This window comes from Blastomonas sp. SL216 (assembly GCA_026625625.1).
Lineage (GTDB): Bacteria > Pseudomonadota > Alphaproteobacteria > Sphingomonadales > Sphingomonadaceae > Blastomonas.
The window spans coordinates 1,965,758-1,980,420 of the sequence record CP113055.1; the positions used below are offsets into that span (position 1 = coordinate 1,965,758).

The window sequence follows — 14,663 nt, forward strand, 5'->3', positions numbered from 1 at the left end:
ATGACCTGTGCTCAAGATAAGACCCGCATCCTGACTGTGGACGACAGTCCCAGCATGCGCGCGCTGCTCAAGCATGCGCTGACGGCGGAAGGTTTCCATGTCGACCAGGCCGATGACGGCGTTTCCGCGCTGGATTGGCTTAAGGAGAACGAGTGCGATGTCGTTATTACAGACATCAACATGCCGCGCATGGACGGCTTTGGCCTGATCGAGCACCTGCGGAAAGGCGCGATCCACGAGAATCGCCCGATCTTGGTGCTGACGACCGAAGCGTCCGAGGAGAAGAAAGCACAAGCGCGCCGGGCCGGCGCGACAGGATGGATCGTCAAGCCGTTCGACGCTGTAAAGCTCGCCGCTGCCGTCCGCCGCGTCACGCACTGATCCTGCTCGCCTGTTGTAGGGGGAAGAAACATGAACCGTCAGCTGATCACATTTGAAGTCGAGGGCCAGACCTTCGGGATCGACATCATGGGCATCCGCGAAATCCGCGCATGGTCGCCCACCACCCGCCTGCCGCGCGTGCCCGATTACGTTGCCGGCGTCGTCAACCTGCGCGGCATCGTGCTGCCGGTGATCGATCTGGCAGCGCGCCTGGGCTGGAACAAGTCCAAGCCTGGCGAACGCCATGTCATCATCGTGACCGAGGTCGCAGGCCAGCTCAAGGGCATGATCGTCGACGCCGTGCGCGACATCGTCACCTTCGATCAGGCCGCGCTGCAACCGCCGCCGACCACCGGAGATTCGGTGCTGCCCTTCCTGGAAGGTCTGGCATCGCTGGACGACCGGATGGTGATGGTGCTCGATCTTGTCGCGCTCACACACGAAATCGAATTCGCCGATGCTGCCTAATAGGCATCCTTAATTCCTGTTATTGAAGGGTCGTTTCCCATGACTGCCGCCGCCCGCGTTCTTATCGTCGATGACTCCATCACCATGCGTGCGCTGTTCACCAGCGCGCTGGAAAAGGACAAGAATATCGAGGTGCTTGGCGCCGCTCGCGACGTCATCGAAGCGCGCGAGCTGATCGCCGAGCTTCGCCCCAATGTGCTGACGCTCGACGTCGAAATGCCCGGCATGAACGGCATCGACTTCCTTGCCGAGCTGATGGCCGAGCGCCCCATTCCGGTGGTCATGCTCTCCACCCTGACCCAGAAGGGCGCCGACATCTCGCTGCGCGCCATCGAACTGGGCGCGGTCGACTGCTTCCCCAAGCCGCAAAAGGCGACCGCGGAAGAGTTCGCCAAGATCTCGGGCAAGCTGTGCAAGACCGTGCTGACCGCCGCGCGCACCAATCTGGAAGCGCGCAGCAAGGCCAAGGATGCGGTCGATCTCAGCGCCTCGTTCAACTATCGCTGGAACGGCCAGGTCATTGCGATCGCAGGCGGCATGGGCTCGATCGATCCCGCCACCATCGCGGTGACCAGCCTGCCGACCAACTGCCCGCCGACCATCGTGTCGCTGGCGATCGACGAGGCGCTGTCCGCTTCGCTGACGGCCAACCTCAACAAGGATTGCCGCGCGCAGATCAAGATCGCGGAAGATGGCGCGCTGCTCGAGCCCGGCATCATCCATGTCGCCGTCGATCCGCGCTATCACGTGGTCATCGACAGCTGGCCCAATGGCCGCATCCGCCTGGTCGAGCGCGATCCCGTGAACGGTGCGCGTCCGTCCGCCGACCTGCTGCTCGCGTCGCTGGCCAAGACGGTTGGCAACAAGGGCGTCGGCCTGCTGCTTTCGGGCGGCGGTGAAGATGGCGCTGCCGGCATGGGTGCGCTGCGCGCTGCGGAAGGCACCTGCCTGCTGCAATCGCCCGACACCGCGCTGATCCCCGAAATGATCGGTGCCGCCATTGCCAAGGGCATCATGAACTTTGTACCGCCGGCCGAATTCGGAGCACGCCTGTGCCCGGCCGACGAGGCGACGCAGAATGCTGCATGACCGCACGGCTCTGCGCGTCATTGCCGATCTGCTGCGATCCACGGGGCATCTGACCGAACAGGTCGGCTCTGCCCTGTGCGCCGATGAGCAGACGGCCAGCCGCAACCTGACGCTGCTGCAGGATATCGACCTGCTGGCCCAGCGTCAGGTCGCGATCGCGGAAATCCTGGAATCCGAGGATCTGTCGCAATCGCTGGCCAATTGCCGGCTCGAATGGATCGCCAGCGCCTATCACCCCGCCAGCACCGGCCGGACGCCAGACGCCTGAAGCCAGCGGATTAGCGTCCGGAGCGACATTGCCGATCCCGTTGCCATCCAGACGGCCATGGCGACCACCATCACGTTCTCGGTCAGCGAGACAAAGCCCATAAACATCGTGGCAAGGGATTCGATATCCTGCAGCCTGGGCACCGCGAGCAGGCCCACCGCCATCACGATGAACGTTTCGGCCGCCATCACCGACAGCATCGTCCCCATCGCAAGCCAGCTGATCGCGCCGGCCATCAGCGCAGCCATCGCGACCAGCGCCATGACCGGGACACAGGATAACGCGTCCCGGTCCCGGTCATCCGAACCGCCGCCTGTTTGAGATTACCCTAGGGGGGCATACGGGCAGAGAAGGCGCGGAACGCAAGCCGCAGCTATCGGACACAAAAACCCCGCAGTGCAGACGAATGCACCACGGGGCTTTTATGTGTCCTACAGCGCTGCTGCCGGCTGCTGGTCCGGGCTTAGAACTCGGACCAGTCGGCTTCATCAAGCGATGTTTGCAGCGCCAGATTGCCGGCCATGCGCGGCGCAGGGCGTGCCATGGGCCGGCGCGGCGCAGCGACGGGCGCCGGACGCGCTGGCGCAATGGCACCCTTGGCGCTGAACCGCTGAACCACCTGCGCCAGGTCATGCGCCTCGTCCGCCAGGCTGCGCGCCGCAGCGGTGGATTCCTCGACCATGGCGGCATTCTGCTGGGTCATCTTGTCCATCTCGCCGACAGCCAGGTTGACCTGCTGCAGCCGGCTTGCCTGGATCTGCGTCGATTGCGAGATCTGGGCGATGCGGGCGTTGATTCCCGCAACCCGGTCGCCGATCTGGAGCAGCACCGATCCGGTTTCATCGACCAGCGCCACACCGTCCGAAACGCTGGCGGTAGAGGCGGTGATCAGTTCCTTGATGTTCTTGGCCGCATCCGCCGAGCGTTGGGCCAGCGCGCGCACTTCGTTGGCGACGACCGCAAAGCCCTTGCCGGCATCGCCCGCGCGTGCTGCTTCCACCCCGGCGTTGAGCGCCAGCAGGTTCGTCTGGAAGGCAATGCCATCGATGACGTCGATGATGTTGGTGATCTCGCCGGCCGATCTCTGTATGGCATGCATCGCCTGGACCGCCCGATTGACGACTTCGCCGCCATCGGTGGCAGCATTGTGCGCCTCGGCCACTTGGGTGCCGACCTCGCCCGCGTTCTGCGCGGTCTGCTGGACCATCTGGGTCACTTCCGCCATCGCCTGGGCGCTGTCGCGCAGATTGGCAGCCTGCTGCTCGGTGCGGCTGGCCAGATCGTCGGATGCAGAGCGGATTTCCGACGCACCGGTCAGCACATTGCCCGCCGTCGATGCCACCTTGGAGAGGATCGCCCCCAGCGCGGACGTCGCATCGTTGAACGCATGGCTGATCCCGTTGGCCTTTTCGCCAAGCTCGGGATTGATCCGGATCGCATAGCCCAGATCACCGTCGCGCAAATGACCAAGAGCCGACGTGACCTCTCCGATCACGTCCTGCAGCTGGCTGTCCGCGACCTCGCGAGCCTGGGCATTATCCTTGAAGATCAGCATCGCGCGGCTCATCCGGCCCACACAATCCTGATGATGCACATAAGGAATAGGCGCGGCGATGTCCCCGGCCGCCAGCGCCTCCATCCGCACGACGGTGCTGACATAGGGGTCGCAGATCAGCTTCTTGGCCATGAGCAGAATTGCGCCAACCGCAACCAGCAGCAGGATCTCGACCGGGATCACCACAGCACTGTCACCGTAACCGAAAACGGTTATCAACAGGGGCATGGCCGATAGCGGCAGCAAGACAGACAAAAGGATATCGAACTTGCGCCTGATCGGCGCATGTGCGGTAAAGTGTTGAATCATATAACCTCTCCTGGTCGCAGCAGTAGGGCCAAGCCTTGGCTATATGGATCGTTCGATAAGAGAGGGTTAAAATAGGTACCTGCCCCCCCTAAAATAGGGGGATGCAGACACAGCGCATGCAAATCCAGCGACCATATCACGCCACAGCGCGCTCAGGACACATGCCACGCCCAGCCTTGCCCCTGCGGCGAGAACACAAGACAGCATCAAGACAGCACCCGAATGAGGGCGTTGAGGAATAGATGATTGCCGGAAGCTTGGCCCATTCGCGAGGCGCTCAGCGAATGGGTGAATGGTGCCAGAAGAGGCCAGTTCGAGTCCCTCATAGGGAACCATACTGACCGCTAAGTGATTGAGATGTCTTGGCTGTCTCCTCATGCCGCCTCATGCTGGCGCACTGTAGCGCAGGTTAAAAGGTGGAATGGAAGGTGGAAGGGATTAGGCGAGGAGGTCGGGATTTTCGTGGATGTTGCCGATGACCTCAAATTCTGACAATCGGTAGTGACCCATTGGCCAAAGGGCACGCGCTTCACCATCGTTGCTTGTACCAAATTCGGTCCAGTCAACCCACACTCCGAACGTGCCATTGTTCGGCTCATACTCGACATAGCCAGTCCGCTGGATGAGGGGCATGTCAATTGGACCAAGGTCGGCACAGCGGACGATATCACCCGACCAGATATCTTTTCCATTTTTGTCTTTAAGGCCGGTAAATTGCATCAATGGGGTATCATCCGGCAATTTTGTATTGAACGGTGTGAGAGTAGCACTATCGTTGTCATCTAGGCCATCTCCTCGCTTTCCACTATTAACAAAAAAAGTGCCGAATTTTCCGGTGACTATATCATACTCCATTTTACCTACCCAAGCTCTAAATTTTATTTCGTAATTCATGTAGCAATATTAAATCACTAATCTAGAAATATACAACCACAGCTGGAGAACAATGTGGAAACGCTACTACCAGTCATTGTAGGTGGTTTAATCGGGCTTGCTGGTGGCATTGTTGGCCCACCACTCGCACATTGGTTAAGCGAGGGAAGTAGCAACAAAAAGAAACGTGCTGAAAAGCTCGAAGAAATGATCGGACATCTCTACGCACACGAACATTGGCTTGGTGTTGTTCGTAGTATTCGCGTCTACGGCGCGCAGGATAACAATGAGCAAAGCCCATTGCCGAAAGCGAAAGCTATCGCGGCGATCTACTTTCCACAATTCATACCAGCGCTAGCAGGGCTGAGCGTTGTGTCCCATCGATATGAAATTTGGATGCTAGAGGGGGCTAAAAAGCGTCTCACAGGAAACATCAAAGAGCTAAACGACGGTCACCGGGAAGCGTATCAAGCGTACTTGGACAACCAAGAGCAATTTCTAAGCACGTTACGGGAGTTTGCCGCCTCGGAATTCCGCTGAAGGTCACTGGTTAAGCGACTTGCAAAAGGTGGAATGGAAGGTGGAATAGCGCTTTTTATCTCACCTAAAACCTAAGTATCTCAGATACTTAGGTGAGTAGTGGTGCCCAGAAGAGGACAAACAAGTAAAAAGTAAGTATTTGATATACTTACTATCTACACATTTCGAAGATTGAAATGCCACTTGTCATGCCCCCAAGTCTGAATTGCTTACAAGATTTGGGTCTCTAAGCACTGTTTCAGGCGCATTCATCATGTAGCACGGTGTTTCGTTCCAATGCAAGTTTTTTGGTTCGATTTATTTGTGCATGCCCTTTGCAATACGTACCGGTTTTGTGTCCTCGCAATCAGATCGCGCAATGACATGGCACCTTCGGCCATGGGCTGGCGACCATGCTTCCCCAGTCGGAGAGCTGTCGAAACGGGCACGTTGATCCCCCACAGGGTATATTGCGGATTTATACCTTCCAGGGTATAGAATAGCCTACGGAGGCAGTGATGGATCAGCTTGTAAGACTGCCGAGGCAGCTAGGTGCAGTCATCCAGAGCGCGCGTGTGCGGCAGGGAATGACCCAGTCAGAGCTGGCCGGTATCTCCGGCACACAGCAGAAAACCATATCAGGCATCGAGAACGGCAGCGTCGGAGTAAAGCTCGGCACGCTGCTCCGCGTGATCGCGAGCCTCGATCTCGATATCAAGATCGGACCGCGAGAGCGTGGCCCTTCCATCGAGGACGTCTTCTAAGGCCAATCCATATAGCTTTTGCGTTCTTGATGCCCCATTGCATCAGGCAGCATGCATATGATATGTTTCCTCGGACAACATTTCATCTTGTCCTATGTAAAGTATCAGAATGATCGAACTGCAGACCCAAAGGGACAAGGCCGTAGCGCTGCTAACGCAGCGAACCATGATGCGCGCCTACGAACTCAAAGCGGAAGGGGTGACCGCAGCGACGCTAGCCAGAGCGGTAAGCGATGGTGAAATCATCAGGGCAGGCCGGGGCCTTTATCAGCTCCCCGATGGCGGCGACAGCGCGCACATGGCCCTTGCCGAAGTGAGCAAGCGTATCCCTGACGGTGTTATCTGTCTGGTGTCGGCACTGAGCTATCACGACCTCACCGATCAGATGCCACGCCAAGTCTGGGTGGCCATCGGCGCCAAGGACTGGGCCCCGAGGGTCGATTATCCGAAGGTGCGCATCGTCCGCTTCCGCGAGCCCTATCTCGGCTATGGAATTGAGCGCCACACCATCGCCGGGGTCGAGGTAGCAATCTACTCTGTCGCCAAATCGCTGGCAGACGCGTTTCGAAACGCACGGCTTGTTGATCGCTCCGTGGCAATTGAAAGTCTGCGCAGCGCGATCGATCAGCGTAAGGCAACGCCTGCCGAGATTGCGCAGGCCGCGAAGGACTGCGGAGCATGGAAGATCATGCGCCCCTATCTCGAGGCCCTGGTGCAAAATGGCTAAGGACATCACCAATCTGGCCGCATCAGTGCGCCAGCGGCTGCGCAATCTTTCGCTCGAAAAGCAGCGGGACTTTGGCCTTGTGCTGGTCAACTATGGACTGGAACGGCTGATCTACCGCCTCGTGCAATCGCGGCACCGCGATCAGTTCATGCTGAAGGGCGGCATGCTCGTGACAGTGTGGACCGGCGATGATCATCGCACCACGCGCGATGCAGACTTCCTCGGCTTTGGCGAACTGGACGAAGAACGCCTGCGCGAAATCTTCGCCGACATCATGGCCATCGACTGCAACGATGGTTTGATGTTCGATGTTGAGCAGCTGACGGCTGCGGCCATTCGGGAAGACAACATCTACGGCGGCGTCCGGCTCAAGACTGTCGCCATGCTCGATGGTGCGCGCATCCCGATCACCATCGACGTGGGCCTAGGCGATGCGCTCACCCAGCCCGAGCACGTCATCGACTATCCCTCACTGCTTGGAACACCGATCCCGAATATCCGCGCCTATCCGCCCGAAACGGTCATCGCCGAGAAGTTTCAGGCCATTGTTGCCTTGGGCATCGTGAACGGGCGGATGAAGGATTACTATGACCTCTGGACCATTCCGGCAGTGCTCGACCTCGACGAAGCTTCTTTGACCCAGACCATCGCAGCGACTTTCGCGCGGCGCGCAACGGCAGTGCCGGTAGACGCTCCAGAAGGTCTGACAGACGCCTTTGCCAAGGATCCGCTCAAGGTCAGGCAGTGGCAGGCCTATGCCGACTCCATCGGTATCGACAGCGTATCGCTAAGCGAAGTGACTGAGCAGATATGGTCGACCTTGCGACCCTCCTGCGAGCGCCTGACTGACCGTCGCAACTAGCCGTCCGCCCTATAGTTTCAGTGAAACTGCATGTTCAACGGCGCGTTGAAGTGCCGCCTTTGTTGAACCTCAAAGCCGCGTAGCGCTGGCGGAATTCCTTATCATTGAGCAGCCCCACGAGGCCCTTCGATCATCAATGATAAGGCTCGCAGCCGATCCCATCGCCGTCGCCATCAAGCCGCTCCGAAAAGCCAGGCTCGTAGCTGTATAGCGGCGCAACTCCCGCAGCGCGGACCTCGTTGCAGCCCGAGTAAGTGTACCCGGAGGGAAGCGCATCGAGGATAGCTTGCCGTTCCTGTGCAGCCTCCAGAGCATTCGCGCCAAACGCTAGACCAAGCCCCGAAGCTACCGCGATCAGACCATAGCGCCCTGCGGTCTGAAGGGTCGACTCGGGCGCGGGCAATTGGCGCCGTTGGGGGCGATTATTGAAGCGCCGCTGGGGTTGGGGCCGAGCCATGGGTTTGAATTACAATCCAATCCTCAAGGCTCCGTTAAGTGCGCGAGAGTCCGAGTCGCGCAGATTCCGGCCATAGGCGCCGCCAAAAGGCGACACTAACGCTGCCGATCACCGACGAAGCCGAGCCTTGGCTCCCCGCTCATGAAATCTATGCCGGACGCAATGCGTCCCGGTGCGTCCACAGGCGTCCACGTGCTAGATGAAACGGCATTTGATCCTGTTTTGTTCTTTCCAACAGCCAGGCGTCGCACATAGCGTCTGATGGTCACTGAAGCTCAGGCAGAGGTGTCGGGTTGAACAAAAGAATGTCGTGCGGCTCGCCGTGCGACGGATCACCCGTCACTCCGGAGGGGAGTGCGGCGCCAGTGACAGAACCTTGAATGAAGAGGAATCTGTCATGTCGAATACTGAACTGATCACCTGCCAGGAGGTGCTGCGCCTCACCGGCATCCGCAGCCGCTCCACCATCTGGAGGAAGATGCGAAAGGGGGGCTTCCCCCATCCCGTCGACATTGGCGGCGGGCGCATTCGCTGGCGCGCCGCCGACATATCGGAATGGATCAACGCCCTTCCGCTGCGCCGTTACTGACCCCCTTAACTGGCGGGCAGTCGCCCGCAGAAAGCATCCCCCAATGTCCATTTATTCCATGTTGAAAGCCGCCTTGCGTGCGCAAGGCTGGATCCTCGCCCGCGTCCCTGAAGATGACGAACTGCACGCAGCCGAGCTCGTCGACCTCCTCACCGAGGACAACGCGGACGGACGCGCGCGGCGCTTCGCTCTTGCGCCCTGGCTGACATTCGAGCGACCTGTCATCGCGCGTTTTCTGGGCGAGACCTGCATCCTCACTATCGAAGGTCCGATCTACCTCAAGGACGGCTTTGGCTATCCTCTGGGAAGCCAGATGCAGACCGAGTTTGGCTGACTCGCCCTTGCCCCGGTTGAGACCGGTCAGCTCATCGATGAGCTGCGCGCTGCGATCGATCTGGTGCTGCTGCGCTGGTTCACGGACCCCGCAATGGTGCCCCGCCAGACGTCCTCACGACAGCCGCGCGAGCGGTTCTTCGATGACCATCTCGCCTGGACCCAGATCCGGCTTGCGACGCCTCCCGTCCGTCACGAGGAGCAAGCGGCCGATGACCAGTAACTTCGGAAAAGCGGGAACCATGAAGGGCCACGATGCGATGCATCGGGCCCGGAAAAGGGATACACACCCCACGCACGCGTGCAGCGAGGATTTCTGCGGGTTTGACGGGATGCGAATAGCATCTCGGCTTCTGTGGGATCTCGGAAACCACGCAATTCCGCCATTTTTCGCGATGGCGGATCGCATCGCTCAGGAGACGGTGCGATGAGCGCGTGGACGCAAACGGTGCGCCTCAATCCGTCGCAATATCGGGTGCTCGCCGAGTTCGCGCAGCGGCGCGGGCTCAGCCAATACGCCATGCTTGGCCGCGTTGTGGAAGAGGGGCTTCTGGCCCTCATCCACGGCGCTGACCGGGAGACCGATCTTGCCGAAATGGCGAGCGTGATCGGCTCGATATCCGAGCGCCTTGCCGATGCCGAACGAGTGCTCGACCGCACCCTGTTCACCGCCTGCGCGGCCTATGCCTATGCCCGCTCGTCAGCGCTCGGTGGGCGCACATCCGACGAGGCCATTGCCGCCGAAGCGCGGGCCGCATTCGAGCGCCAGCGCAAGCTGGCCGGGGAGAGCGAGCGATGACCGCAGGCAACGATTTCATCACCCGCGCCCACGCTCTGTGGCGCGTGCGCATGGCGCAGTGGCAGCAGCGGTTCGGGTTCTTTGCCCGTCTCGTTCTGCTGTCCGGCGGGGCGGGCGCGATCATCGCGCCGCAGTTCGTCATGAACGCAGCTGAGCTCAAGGTCGCCGGCCAATGTCTGGGGGCCAAGGTGCTCGTTATTCTTGGCGAGATGGCGGGCAAGGACCTGATGATGAACGTGTCGCTGGAGGGGCGCCGCTACACCGTCTCGGCAGCTGCTTTTGCCAGCGAGCCGTTGATTGCCGTGACCTTCTCCAAGGCCGTAACCCTGCTCATCATCGGGGCAATTCTGGGCTGCACCTTAGGCATGCTGGTCGCCTGGCTGATCCAGCGCACCATGTCTGCGCAAGGGCAGGATACGCTGGCCGACCGGGTGATCGGCGGGACCCGCCTGGCGCGCCAGGAAGAGGTCGCGGCGCTGATGCACCTGAGCGCTGAAAGCCGTGCCCTGCAGATCGGGCCGGTCCCGATTCCGCAGCGGATCGAGACCCGGCATTTTGCCTTTCTCGGTACCACCGGGAGCGGCAAGACCACGGTCTTGCGCCAGATGCTCGATGGCATCGAAGCGCGCGGCGAAGCGGCGCTGGTCTACGACACATCCGGCGAGTTCATCGCACACTATTACAACCCGGCGCGCGGCGACATCATCCTCAATCCCTTCGATGCGCGCTGCGCTTTCTGGTCGCCCTTCGACGAGATATCCCACCCCGCCGATGCCGACCGCATTGCGCGCCAGCTGGTCTCGGAAACCGGCAGTCAGGATGATGATGTCTGGCTGGAAACTAGCCGCATTCTGGTGGCCAACATGATGCGTTCCTTGTGGGCCGAGAAGAACGGCAGCCTTGAAGCGCTGCTCGATGCCTTGCAGGTCAAGAGCAAGGAGCAATTGAAGGCATGGCTGGGGCATACCTCGTCAGCCAGAACCTTCGCCGATGACGCCGACCGCGCCACCGGCAGCGTGCTCTTCATGCTCGCCAAGGCCGCCAACCTGATCCAGTTCCTGAAGGTCGAACAGGATAATGCGGCGCGCTTTGCGTTCCGCGATTTCATTGTGGGGCTCGACCGGATCGATGGCGCAAAGCCCTGGATCTTTGTACCCCGCAAGGAGGACTATTTCGAGGCAGCAAAGCCCCTGATGGCCTGCTGGCTCGAATGCGCCGCGAGCGCCGTGCTTGGGCTTTCGCCATCACCGGAGCGCCGCATCTGGTTCGTGCTCGATGAGCTCGCCGACCTGCCCCGCGTGGAGAACCTTGCGCGCCTTTTGCCTGAGGGCCGCAAGTTCGGCGCGGCGATCGTGCTCACCTTTCAGGCGCTGGGGCAGATGCGTCATCGCTACGGTGACAACATCGCTGAAGCCATGCTCGCCTGCTGCAACACCAAGCTGTTCCTGCAAACGGTCGACCGCGAAACCCGCCAGTGGGCGAGCGAGACAATCGGCCAATGCGAAGTAGAGATGCGGGTTGCAACCGACACGCTGATGATCGGCAAGGAGGTGCCGCGTACCACCATTGCCACGCAGCGCCAGTTCCGCGCTGCGGTTCTGGAAAGCGAGCTGCGACTTGCCCCGCATCAGGGCTATCTGCTGCTGCCCGATGGTCTCCCGGTGGCGCGGATTGGTCTCACCGCCGAGCACATCACGCGGCGCGGGCAGGCCCGCCAGCCTGCCTTTGTGGCGGGCGATCCGGCGAGCACTCTTTGGAGCCGGGTCAGTGGCATTGCTGCGCCTGGTGATGCCGAACCTGAAGGAGGCACGAAGACAGGACCAGAAGCGGGGCCGGTCTGATGGTGGCCTCGGTCTCAGCCCTGACCAGCGCCGGGCAGGCGGCGAGCTACTACGAAGCGGATGACTACTATGCCGAGGGGGGCTTCGCTCCCTCGGAGTGGTTTGGCGAAGCCGTTGCAGCGCTTGGCCTCTCTGGCGAAGTGGACCGTAGTCAGTTCGCCGAGCTGCTCGAAGGGCGCGTTGCCGGGCAGCAGCTCGGCACCACCCGCGATGGCAAGGTCGAGCACCGGCCGGGCTGGGACATCACCTTCTCCGCGCCCAAGTCAGTATCGATCATGGCTCAGGTTGCGGGTGACAAGCGGCTGATTGCCGCGCATGCCGCAGCCGTCAAAGCCGCGCTTGGCCATGTCGAGCAGCATATGGCCGCAACCCGGGTGCGCGAGGGCGGCGAGGTGCGGCGCGAGGAAACCGGCAACTTTGCGATCGCCACCTTTCGCCATGCCACGAGCCGAGCACAGGACCCTCAGCTTCACACCCATGCGGTGATCCTCAACGCGACACAGGACAAGGACGGCAACTGGCGCAGCCTTGAGCCACGCGCGTTCTACCAGCTGCAGAAGGAGATCGGGGCGATCTACCGGCAGGAGCTGGCGCATGGCGCAGCCCAGTTGGGGTACCGGATCGAAGCGGGCAAGGATGCCATGTTCGAGATTGCGGGCGTGCCTGACAGGGTGATCGAAGCACTGAGCCAGCGCACGGCTGCGATCGATGCGCGGCTTGCCGAGCGCGGAACGAGCCGGGAGGAAGCGAGCGCTGCCGAGAAGCAGATGGCCGCCCTCGATACCCGCGAGGCAAAGAGCCATGCGGATCACAAGACCTTGCGGGCCGATTGGCGCGCGACGGCGGAGGCGAAGGGCTTTGGCGAAGCGGCGCAGGCGCGTGTGATTGCCGAGGCCGAAGAGCGGGCAAAGGTGAGCGAACTAACGGTAAGCCCTGAGATCGCTGCTGCGCGCGCCGTTGCCTGGGCTGCCGCCAAGCTGTCAGAGCGTCAGGCCGTGTTCGCGGCCAGCACGCTGGCGCGTGAGGCGGGCGACTATGCCTTTGGCAGGCTCAACCACAAAGCGATCAGCGCTGCCATTGCCGAAGCAGGCGAGCGCGGCGCGCTGGTGCCGCGCGCCTATATCGACCGGCGCGGGGCGGAATTTGCCGGGTTCACCACGCCCGAAGCCATCGCGACCGAGCAGGCGATGCTGCGCCTGGAGGCGGCAGGGCGCGGCGTTGCCGCGCCGCTGGCGTCGTCGCTTGCCTCTGCGCGCACGGTCGAGCGCGCCGCGCGGCAGTCTGCGCGCGCGGGGTTTGCCTGGACCGACGATCAGAAGCGCGCGACCTCAGCGCTGCTTACGTCGCGTGACCGCGTGGCAGCTGTGCAGGGCTATGCCGGGACCGCCAAGACCACGACCGTGCTCGCGACCTATGCGCGTGAGGCGGCGAAGAGCGGGTTGGCTGTCACTGCGCTCGCGCCGACTGCGTCAGCAGCCACCGTTCTCGGAGAAGCGCTGGGCCTGCGCGGTGACACGGTCTCGCGCCATCTCGTCTCGCCCGAGGCGAAGTGCCTCGGCAAAGGCGCGGTCTGGATTGTCGATGAGGCTTCGATGCTGTCTGCGCGCGACATGGCGGCGCTCATGGCCAGCGCCGACAAGTCCGGTGCCCGGCTCGTGCTGGTTGGCGACGTCAGGCAGCTGGGATCAGTGGGCGCGGGCTCAGCCTTTGCCCAGTTGCAGCAGGCGGGCATGGCGACTGCGAAGCTCGCCAACGTGGTGCGACAGACCAATGCCGACACTCGCGAGGCCGTCATGGCGTCAATCGAAGGCCATGCCGGCAAAGCGCTTGCCGCGCTGGAGCGCGGCGGCGGCGAGGTGGTTGAAGGCGCAGATCGCGATGCGCGCTTGGCGATGATGGCGCAGCGCTATGTCGCCCTCAGCCCTGCCGAGCGCGCCCGCACCCTCGTGATCGAACCCTCGCGCGATGGGCGCGATACGCTCACTAACCTGATCCGCCAGCAACTGGCGCAGCGTGGTGAGCTTTCATCCACAGCCGTTCGGTTCGAAGCTCTCGAAGCCAAGGGACTCACCCGCGCTGAAACCCGTCAGGCTGCAAGCTATGCCATCGGCGATGTCGTCCGCTTTACCCGCGACTACGCCGACAAGGGAGTGACGCGCGGCGCTGCCTATCGCATTGAGAAGATCAACCCAGACAAGGCCGCCATATCGCTCAAGTCTGCCGACGGGTCAGCCATCGATTGGCGGCTGCGCCAATGGGGCGCAGGCAAGGTCGAGGTGTTCGAGCCCAAGCTAATGGAGCTGCAGGCGGGCGACCGGGTGCAGTTCACCCGCAACGACCGCGAGGCCGGGCGCATCAACGGGCTGCGCGGCACCATCACCGAGATCGATCCCGAGCGGCAGCAGGCCACCATCGCGCTGGCGAATGGCCGCGAGCAGCGGCTTGATCTCACCGACTCCCGCGACGCCCATCTGCGCCATGCCTACGTCCAGACCGCCCACGCCGCCCAGGGCCAGACCGCTGAGCGCGTCCTGATCCACGCTGACAGCCGCTCTGCCAATCTGGTCGATCAGAAGATGCTCTATGTCGCGCTCTCGCGCGCGAAGTCCGAGGCGATTGTGGTCACCGATGACAAGGCGCGGCTGATCCGTGCCATCCACGAGCGGGCGGGCGAAAAGCAGACCGCTTTGGAGGTGAGTGCTCCGGAAGCGTCCAAAGCGAAGTCTCTGGGTGCTGGTCTCAGCTGATCGTGTGATGCGTGAATGCCGGGCCATGGCATCCTTCACCCTGCCATTGGAATGAACTGCTCCCTCTCGTGACAGGCCGTGC

General features: G+C 61.7%; 17 protein-coding genes. 13 read left to right on the forward strand and 4 right to left on the reverse strand.

Annotated elements, in window-relative coordinates; all coding sequences use genetic code 11:
- From OU999_09195 to OU999_09210, 4 genes are read left to right on the forward strand one after another with little or no spacing between them, the layout of a single operon-like run.
- Nucleotides 1-381, forward strand: coding sequence for a response regulator (locus OU999_09195; GenBank protein ID WAC21948.1), 381 nt, complete (start codon nt 1-3; stop codon nt 379-381).
- Between the two features lie 30 nt (nt 382-411).
- The gene (locus OU999_09200) at nt 412-849 is read left to right on the forward strand and encodes a chemotaxis protein CheW (protein WAC21949.1); all 438 of its coding nucleotides are present in this window, start codon (nt 412-414) and stop codon (nt 847-849) included.
- A gap of 39 nt (nt 850-888) precedes the next feature.
- Nucleotides 889-1,938, forward strand: a complete 1,050-nt coding sequence (locus OU999_09205; GenBank protein WAC21950.1) for a response regulator — start codon at nt 889-891, stop codon at nt 1,936-1,938.
- Nucleotides 1,928-2,206 carry a hypothetical protein gene (locus OU999_09210; protein ID WAC21951.1) on the forward strand — a complete coding sequence of 93 codons (279 nt, stop codon included), beginning with the start codon at nt 1,928-1,930 and terminating at the stop codon, nt 2,204-2,206. Before OU999_09205 ends, OU999_09210 begins: the two co-directional genes overlap by 11 nt.
- Here OU999_09210 and OU999_09215 read toward each other — a convergent pair.
- The 3 genes from OU999_09215 to OU999_09225 all read right to left on the reverse strand — a co-directional run bounded on the left by OU999_09215 (nt 2,170) and on the right by OU999_09225 (nt 4,964).
- On the reverse strand, nt 2,170-2,469 hold the full coding sequence (locus OU999_09215) for a hypothetical protein (GenBank protein ID WAC21952.1): 300 nt from the start codon (nt 2,467-2,469) through the stop codon (nt 2,170-2,172). The two genes, OU999_09210 and OU999_09215, sit on opposite strands and share 37 nt — an antisense overlap.
- A 200-nt stretch (nt 2,470-2,669) precedes the next feature.
- Entirely contained in the window at nt 2,670-4,070 is a 1,401-nt protein-coding gene (locus OU999_09220) for a methyl-accepting chemotaxis protein (protein ID WAC21953.1), read from the reverse strand.
- A gap of 438 nt (nt 4,071-4,508) precedes the next feature.
- Nucleotides 4,509-4,964, reverse strand: a complete 456-nt coding sequence (locus OU999_09225; protein ID WAC21954.1) for a YopX family protein — start codon at nt 4,962-4,964, stop codon at nt 4,509-4,511.
- A gap of 54 nt (nt 4,965-5,018) precedes the next feature.
- On the opposite strand from OU999_09225, the gene OU999_09230 reads away from it, so the two are divergent.
- The 4 genes from OU999_09230 to OU999_09245 all read left to right on the forward strand — a co-directional run bounded on the left by OU999_09230 (nt 5,019) and on the right by OU999_09245 (nt 7,815).
- Nucleotides 5,019-5,483, forward strand: a complete 465-nt coding sequence (locus OU999_09230; protein ID WAC21955.1) for a hypothetical protein — start codon at nt 5,019-5,021, stop codon at nt 5,481-5,483.
- Between the two features lie 497 nt (nt 5,484-5,980).
- On the forward strand, nt 5,981-6,226 hold the full coding sequence (locus OU999_09235; protein WAC21956.1) for a helix-turn-helix transcriptional regulator: 246 nt from the start codon (nt 5,981-5,983) through the stop codon (nt 6,224-6,226).
- 109 nt (nt 6,227-6,335) lie between these two features.
- Complete coding sequence (locus OU999_09240) at nt 6,336-6,953, forward strand: transcriptional regulator (GenBank protein WAC21957.1); 618 nt, start codon at nt 6,336-6,338, stop codon at nt 6,951-6,953.
- Nucleotides 6,946-7,815, forward strand: coding sequence for a nucleotidyl transferase AbiEii/AbiGii toxin family protein (locus OU999_09245; protein ID WAC21958.1), 870 nt, complete (start codon nt 6,946-6,948; stop codon nt 7,813-7,815). The genes OU999_09240 and OU999_09245 overlap by 8 nt, the downstream gene beginning before the upstream one ends.
- Nucleotides 7,816-7,948: 133 nt before the next feature.
- Here the strand turns inward: OU999_09245 and OU999_09250 are convergent, their stop codons facing one another.
- Entirely contained in the window at nt 7,949-8,272 is a 324-nt protein-coding gene (locus tag OU999_09250) for an excalibur calcium-binding domain-containing protein (GenBank protein ID WAC21959.1), read from the reverse strand.
- Nucleotides 8,273-8,669: 397 nt separating this feature from the next.
- Between OU999_09250 and OU999_09255 the strand changes: the two genes are divergently transcribed.
- The 5 genes from OU999_09255 to OU999_09275 all read left to right on the forward strand — a co-directional run bounded on the left by OU999_09255 (nt 8,670) and on the right by OU999_09275 (nt 14,581).
- Entirely contained in the window at nt 8,670-8,861 is a 192-nt protein-coding gene (locus OU999_09255) for an AlpA family phage regulatory protein (GenBank protein WAC21960.1), read from the forward strand.
- 43 nt (nt 8,862-8,904) lie between these two features.
- A complete protein-coding gene (locus OU999_09260; GenBank protein WAC21961.1) occupies nt 8,905-9,195 on the forward strand; it encodes a hypothetical protein in 291 nt (96 codons plus the stop codon).
- 426 nt (nt 9,196-9,621) lie between these two features.
- Complete coding sequence (locus OU999_09265) at nt 9,622-9,993, forward strand: hypothetical protein (GenBank protein WAC21962.1); 372 nt, start codon at nt 9,622-9,624, stop codon at nt 9,991-9,993.
- The gene (locus tag OU999_09270; protein ID WAC21963.1) at nt 9,990-11,834 is read left to right on the forward strand and encodes a type IV secretion system DNA-binding domain-containing protein; all 1,845 of its coding nucleotides are present in this window, start codon (nt 9,990-9,992) and stop codon (nt 11,832-11,834) included. The genes OU999_09265 and OU999_09270 overlap by 4 nt, the downstream gene beginning before the upstream one ends.
- Nucleotides 11,834-14,581 (forward strand): relaxase domain-containing protein, encoded by a 2,748-nt coding sequence (locus tag OU999_09275; protein ID WAC21964.1) that lies wholly within the window; start codon nt 11,834-11,836, stop codon nt 14,579-14,581. Before OU999_09270 ends, OU999_09275 begins: the two co-directional genes overlap by 1 nt.
- The last annotated feature ends 82 nt before the right edge of the window (nt 14,582-14,663 follow it).

Excerpts from the sequence above, each read along its gene's own strand:
- OU999_09195 (WAC21948.1), top strand. The coding sequence starts at position 1 with ATGACCTGTGCTCAAGATAAGACCCGCATCCTGACTGTGGACGACAGT.
- OU999_09250 (WAC21959.1), bottom strand. The coding sequence starts at position 8,272 with ATGGCTCGGCCCCAACCCCAGCGGCGCTTCAATAATCGCCCCCAACGG.
- OU999_09255 (WAC21960.1), top strand. The coding sequence starts at position 8,670 with ATGTCGAATACTGAACTGATCACCTGCCAGGAGGTGCTGCGCCTCACC.
- OU999_09225 (WAC21954.1), bottom strand. The coding sequence starts at position 4,964 with ATGAATTACGAAATAAAATTTAGAGCTTGGGTAGGTAAAATGGAGTAT.
- OU999_09270 (WAC21963.1), top strand. The coding sequence starts at position 9,990 with ATGACCGCAGGCAACGATTTCATCACCCGCGCCCACGCTCTGTGGCGC.
- OU999_09260 (WAC21961.1), top strand. The coding sequence starts at position 8,905 with ATGTCCATTTATTCCATGTTGAAAGCCGCCTTGCGTGCGCAAGGCTGG.
- OU999_09210 (WAC21951.1), top strand. The coding sequence starts at position 1,928 with ATGCTGCATGACCGCACGGCTCTGCGCGTCATTGCCGATCTGCTGCGA.
- OU999_09220 (WAC21953.1), bottom strand. The coding sequence starts at position 4,070 with ATGATTCAACACTTTACCGCACATGCGCCGATCAGGCGCAAGTTCGAT.
- OU999_09205 (WAC21950.1), top strand. The coding sequence starts at position 889 with ATGACTGCCGCCGCCCGCGTTCTTATCGTCGATGACTCCATCACCATG.
- OU999_09245 (WAC21958.1), top strand. The coding sequence starts at position 6,946 with ATGGCTAAGGACATCACCAATCTGGCCGCATCAGTGCGCCAGCGGCTG.
- OU999_09265 (WAC21962.1), top strand. The coding sequence starts at position 9,622 with ATGAGCGCGTGGACGCAAACGGTGCGCCTCAATCCGTCGCAATATCGG.
- OU999_09240 (WAC21957.1), top strand. The coding sequence starts at position 6,336 with ATGATCGAACTGCAGACCCAAAGGGACAAGGCCGTAGCGCTGCTAACG.
- OU999_09200 (WAC21949.1), top strand. The coding sequence starts at position 412 with ATGAACCGTCAGCTGATCACATTTGAAGTCGAGGGCCAGACCTTCGGG.
- OU999_09215 (WAC21952.1), bottom strand. The coding sequence starts at position 2,469 with ATGGCGCTGGTCGCGATGGCTGCGCTGATGGCCGGCGCGATCAGCTGG.
- OU999_09235 (WAC21956.1), top strand. The coding sequence starts at position 5,981 with ATGGATCAGCTTGTAAGACTGCCGAGGCAGCTAGGTGCAGTCATCCAG.
- OU999_09275 (WAC21964.1), top strand. The coding sequence starts at position 11,834 with ATGGTGGCCTCGGTCTCAGCCCTGACCAGCGCCGGGCAGGCGGCGAGC.